Genomic DNA, 6849 nt, shown 5'->3' on the forward strand with positions numbered 1-6849 from the left:
ATCCTGTAGAATCGATGTTAAACCTTAAGTATGAACTGAAGCAGGATGCCAAAGTATCATTTGAGCTATACTCGATTGAAGGCATGCCTGTAAAGAAGATCAAGGCTGAATCAAAAACAGCAGGCACTTATTATGAAACGATAGATTGCAGTAATCTGCAACCCAAGAGTTATGTGCTGAGAATTACTGAAAATGAGTTGTTTGTGAACCAAATTGTTATTAAAAAATAGAAATGGAAGTTATGAGAAAGAATATATATGTAATGATTTTATTATTAGTTATTTTTTACCTAAAAAATGACTTTTGTTATTCTCAAAGTTCAACTCAGCCAGTCGACTTATTACAGCCGTCACCTGATGCTGCAGCATTGGGGAAATATGGAACTTATCCCGTTTCTTTAAACACTGGGTTGGTTAATATAGATATTCCTATTTATACAGTTAGCTTACCTTTAATTACCCTTCCGATTTCAATATCCTATCACCCTTCAGGAATCAAGGTAGATGATATTTCGAGTATGGTTGGTTTAGGTTGGTCTTTGAACGTAGGAGGTGTAATTACTCGTTCAACCAAAGGAAGTCCAGATAATATAAATAATCCGACAGCAGCATATACTCCTATGGATGCTGACAAAGTTTTTGCTCTAGGTAAAGGAACCAGATATGGGGAATTAAGTCAATATTGTAGTAATAGTTCGAATAATTTGGGCAATTTCGAAAGTGACATTTTCAATTACAATGCAGGCGGATTATCAGGTAGTTTTCGTTTTGATAAATCTGGGAAAATTATTCAAATCCCCTTATCAAATAATAAAATTGAAATATTATCGTCCGGAGATTTCAAAATTACAGGAAATGATGGCACCATATATCTCTTTAAAGACAAAGAGGAAGGAATGCAGGCGATCTCAAACAACCGGGTTACCACATCATGGTACCTGAGCTCAATAACAACAGTTGATGGCAATTACATTACTTTTAGCTACGGAACAGATACAACTCCATACTATGATTACTACCCCAGTTATTCAATAAATATACCTCAGAACAGTGCAGATATAAATAAAATTGATAATGCATATCTTATCAACAATATCGAATCCATGTCATATCAGAATAAGACATTGTTTTTGAATTCTATTGAATTTCCTGAAGGAAAAATTGCATTTAATTATTTATATGACAGATTAGATAAACGAAAATATCGTTTGTCGGAAATTTTTCTTTCAAATAAAAGTAATACAATAAAAAGTTATTTTTTTCAACATGGCTATTTTTCAAATACAGATTCGCGACTAAAGTTGGATCGGTTATTTGTAAGAGATGCTCAGGGACAAAACTCCGGCTCTTATGATTTCCATTATAATACAATGAATATGCTTCCACCATATTACAAAGGGTTACAATCTAATTCCTTAGTTGTAAATCAACAATATTTTGGTCAAGATTATTGGGGTTTCTATAATGGAGAAAGAAATAATAAATGTCTCTTAAAATGTAGTGCTGATGAAAAACTTAAAAATGTAAACCGGGATATAAGTGAAGAACATGCTCAGGCATATATTTTAAATAAGATAGTTTATCCCACAGGAGGATATACTGAATTTGAATATGAGAGTAATATGATTAACAAAAAGTATTATGGTGGATTAAGGATCAAAACTGTAAAATCTTATTCTACTGCAGGAAGTAAACCAACGATAAATTCATATGAATATCTGGAGGGGGTAGATAATACATTAGGAACAATACTGCATGATCCTTATACACGAATAAAAATAGAAGAGCAAGGCATAAACCAATATTATTATCTTTTCGATATCTATTCTACAGAGTCTGCTTCCGCTCATAGTGCAATTCCCTCAGTTTATTATACAAAAGTAGTAGAGTATAATGGATACCCAAATAACTGCAATGGAAAATCTGAATATTTCTTTACAGGAGGAGATAGAGATTTAGAATTTTATAGGAATTATGGAGTTATACCTTCTTTTATATCCGCCTTTAGTCATTTTTATATGAGATTATCTTCCTATGTTGATAATCGAAATTGGACAAGGGGACAGCTTTGTAAAACTAATATTTATTCATTTGATAACAATAAGTTTTCACTCACAAAAAGTATAGTAAATAATTATACGACATTCAATTTACAAGATATTAATGTTGGATTTAAAATAGTCCAAAATACGGTAGGTTCTACAATTAAAGATGTAGTAGGAAGAACCCCTGAGGATTATTACCAATATAGTGATATATTAACAAAAACAGGGCTGATTAAATTAACTAAGACTGAAGAGGTCTCTTATGATAATAACGATTCAGTAAAGAAAATAACGAACTATCATTATGATAATATAATATCAAAGAATTTTTATGAAATAACACGAATAGAAAATATCGATAGTAAAGGTGCTACAGTAAAGAAAACATTGAAGTATCCTATCGATAAACAAAGCTCAACATATGATATTTATAAGATAATGTGTGAGCAAAACGCTTTAACTCCTGTACTAGAACAAATCACATCTGTTAATGATAACCACTTACAATCAATAAGTAATACTTATAAAAAAGTAAGTTCAGATGTTTTAGTTCCGTGGTATACTGATGTAAAGAATGATGCAAATGCTTACGAACGGGAGTTTACATATTTATATGATACAAACTACAACAATGGACGAAATATTATAGAAATACAACGTAAAAATAATACTTCCGAGACTTATATTTGGGGCTATAATGCAACTTTACCCGTAGCTAAAATAAATAATACTTCATATGCAACAATATATGGAAATTCTACGCTAATGGGTTATTTGAATAAGCTTCAAGATTATTCAGATCTAAGTAATATTTCTACATGTACAAACTTAGAAACACTGAATAGTACAATCAGAAAAAATATGCCGACAAATACTTTAATCGAAACTTACACATACAATCCTCTTGTCGGTATAACATCAAAAACCGATGCGGCTGGTATAACGATATATTATATTTATGATAATATAGGACGGCTAAAAGAGATTTTCCAAATAGAAAACGGTACAAAGAAAATTCTTAAAGCATACGATTATCATTATTATGAAAAATAAAAAAATCGAAACTATGAAATCAAAAATATCTTATATAATCTCTTCGATATTCGCATTGCTGATACTGTCAATTAATTCAGCCTCAGCACAAGGTTATTCATTAGTAACTCCGGTTGAAATAGGTACCTATAATTCTGATTTTTCAGTTACAGATACTCGTAATACTGAAAATTATGACAACGCTTTTGTTTATGGAATAGGCAGTAAAATTGTTTTTCATAAATTTATAATTACTCAAAAAATGAATATTAGTTTGTCCCATTCTGGCTCAGAACTGCAGAAGACGAGTCTTAAGCTTATTAAAACTGACAGACTAAATGTTAATGACATCATTAATTCATATAATACAGGTAGTAGCCAGGCATATATGAATATTTTATTAGAACCCGGAACATACTATATTGCGTCTCAAGGTTCTTCTGCTAACTATAACGGTAAAATAACTTTATCTATACAGGGTAGAATAGTCGTTGAAAATAAACTGATTGAAATAAATCTAGATGTGAAAGAGGGAGATTCTTTCTATTATTACAATAAAGTTAACACGACAAACAGCAAGAACCAATACGGCTATCGTCCGACTAATGATATATATTACAATTTCAGAGTAAATTCAAAGGGAACAAAGTTGAAGATACTAACTTCGATGGATGCGGAGGGAGGATCCTGTGTAACTTTATTAAATGGTTCAAATAGTTTAGGATACAAGTGTGTACCAAGAAATAACCCCAATAGAGAAACCTTAGAATTTCCACTATTACCTCCAGGAATATACTCTATTGTTGTAGAAGGAGGAATGTCTAATGGAGATATTGAAACCTATATAGAATGTACAGATCCATTAGAACTAAATTTAGGAGAAAAGGATCAAGCATTCGAATACACAGGAACTCAGATGACAACACAGTACAATAAAAAAAATATTTATAGAATTATTGTAAAAAAGAAAATGGACATAGCAGTATCAAATACGTCTGCATTTTCAGCTGGTTCATCGATAAATCTGCTGGATGCGACCAAAAAGAGTATAGCTACAAAAACCTTTCCAAAGAATAATTCTTTAAATAATACCCTTGTGGTAAGCAATCTGGAACCTGGAATATACTATGTGGAATCAAATGGAGTTAGTGAAGATGGTAATATTACGACTTACATTGATGGTCATTTACAGATAGAAGTTGATTTAGGTACTATTACGGAAGATCTGGATTTTTTTGATATACAAAATTCGGCGAAATCAAGAAATGAATGGAATAACAAACCTGGTAATGAGATTATCTATAAATTAAAATTATTATCTCCAATGACATTGAGCTTGTCGAACTCAAGCTCTTTTTCATCTGGAACATGCGGAAGTCTGACAAATATAGGCAAGAGTCAGATTTTCGCAACCAAAACATTTATTAAAGATAATTTCTTTCTTCAAAACGATTGTTTAAATACAACTCTTCAACCAGGAGAATATTATGTTATTTCAGAAGGTATATCTGATAATGGAACAATCTCAACCCGTATAAATCTCTTAAAAGAAAATTCGAATAAAAGCAAATATACGAATTATGTAAAAACAAGGGAATATACAAACGAGAACGGAAGTAAATATATAGATCAAATACAATATTTTGATGGATTAGGAAGACTTGAACAAACTATAAAAAAAGAATTTACACCTACAGCTAAAGATCTTGTAGTTCTCCAGGAGTATGATAGGTTTGATCGAGATTCTTTATTGTGGTTACCAGCAGTAGTTCCTAATAATAATGGGGCCTATCTGAATCCTCTCTTTATAAAGACTGTATCGGTTACAGCTAACGATAATGACTCTAAGCCGTACTCTTCTTCTAGATATGAGATATCTCCATTGAATAGAATATTAGAGCAATATGAACCAGGAAATGATTGGTATTTTAATAAAAAGGCTGTATCTACTAGATATTTAGTCAATAAAGGTAAAGTTGGAACTACTCTGGCTCTTGCAGACTCGTTAGTTTGTGCGAAATATCTATCAACTGATGTAAAATCACAAGTAAGCGTTACTCGTTCTGATAACTATCCGGCAGGAGAGTTATATATTACTGGAGTTAAAGATGAGGATGGAGCCTTAGCATATGAATTTAAAAACAAACAGGATCAGGTTATATTAAATCGCCAAATTAACGGGAATGAAACCTTGGATACCTATTACATATATGATAATGCAGGAAATCTTCGAGTTGTATTACCTCCAATTGTATCTTCGGCCTCCACTGCTGGCACTTGGACTGATACCTCAACCTCGTGGCAGCAATATGCATATATGTATAAATACGATAGTAATAACCGTTGCATCTGGAAAAAGATCGCAGGCTGTGAACCGATTTATTACGTTTATGACAAGGCTGGGCAATTGATCTTTACACAGGACGGAGAGCAGCGGAAAAAAAGTGAATGGACCTTTACTATCCCTGATGCCTTCGGGCGAATCGTACTGACCGGGATATGTAAAAATAGTCTGAATTATACTGCTAATCCATTATCCAGTATTGTAGTTAAAGCCACATATAACACTAGCCGTACAAATCTGGCAAACAGTTATACCGTTACTGGAGTAAGTCTTTCTACTCCGAATTTTTTGACAGCCAATTATTATGACAACTACGATTTCCGAGGAATGACAGAAATACCGTCATCCGGGACGGAATATACCTCCGAAGCAGGCTACGGAACCTGGTATGGCACCGACTATACTGATGCCAACAAATACAAGAACAAAGGTATGCTGACAGGTACACTGACCGCCCAGCAACTATCAGATGGTACGGTTTCAACCACATATCTATATTCGGTCATGTATTACGACAACAGAGGTAGATTGATACAAGCCAAGTCGAACAACCACCTGGCAGGAGGTATCGAAAAGGAATACATCGCCTACAACTTCACGGGACAACCGATCAAGAAACTCCATATCCATTCAGCTACAGGCAAGAATACTCAGAAAGAAGAATACGCCTATACTTACGACCATGCGGGACGACTGCTGAAAACAACCCATCAGTTAACCGATGGAGCGACTGTCAAGCCGCAAGTTGTCTTAGCTGAGAATACCTATGATGAATTGGGGAGGCTAAAGACCAACAAAAAAGGCGGAGTTGCCAATACCCTGTCTACCTATGCCTATAATGTACGCTCATGGACAAAATCGATCAGTAGTCCGGTGTTTAATCAGACACTTTACTATAACGATAAAGTAGCAGCCTACAGTTATTCGGACTACCAGCCGGCATACAACGGAAATATATCGGGTATGGAGTGGCAGCTGCAGGGAGAGACAACGCGAAGCTATCGTTTTAAATACGATAACCTGTCTCGGCTTATTCATGCCTCATATAACGGAAATCTGACCGGAGGAATGTATAATGCCTCTTATGCTTACGATAAGCACGGTAATATAACAAGCCTGGGACGAAGAGGAAAAAACTCGGCGGCGGCAGATAACAATGTGTTGGTAGACCAGTTGACCATGACCTATTCGGGCAACCAAATGACTAATGTCTCAGATGCCGTTATCAACTTTGCCTATGTCGAATCAGCCGACTTCAAGGATAAAACTAACTTAGCTGCAGTTGTCGAGTATACCTACAATGCCAATGGTGCGATGAACAAAGATTTGAATAAAGGCATTACTGATATTCAATATAATTCCTTAAATTTACCTCGTCAGATGGTGATCAACAGTTCAACAGTCAAGGCAAAGAACTATTACACCTACT

3 protein-coding genes are annotated in these 6849 nt (G+C 34.1%); all 3 read left to right on the plus strand.

Annotation, left to right across the window (positions count from 1 at the left end; translation table 11 throughout):
• Positions 1–230, plus strand: a 230-nt coding sequence (locus JGH11_RS18355) for a T9SS type A sorting domain-containing protein (RefSeq protein ID WP_236264155.1), incomplete at its 5' end; no start/stop codon positions are given.
• Between the two features lie 11 nt (positions 231–241).
• Positions 242–3097: a hypothetical protein gene (locus JGH11_RS18360; RefSeq protein WP_201114229.1), complete on the plus strand. Its 2856-nt coding sequence runs from the start codon at positions 242–244 to the stop codon at positions 3095–3097.
• A 13-nt stretch (positions 3098–3110) separates the two neighbouring features.
• The coding region (locus tag JGH11_RS18365) for a DUF6443 domain-containing protein (protein WP_236264161.1) at positions 3111–6849 on the plus strand (3739 nt) is incomplete at its 3' end.

This window comes from Dysgonomonas sp. Marseille-P4677 (assembly GCF_016652235.1).
In the GTDB taxonomy this organism is placed as follows: Bacteria; Bacteroidota; Bacteroidia; order Bacteroidales; family Dysgonomonadaceae; genus Dysgonomonas.

Excerpts from the sequence above, each read along its gene's own strand:
- JGH11_RS18360 (WP_201114229.1), top strand. The coding sequence starts at position 242 with ATGAGAAAGAATATATATGTAATGATTTTATTATTAGTTATTTTTTAC.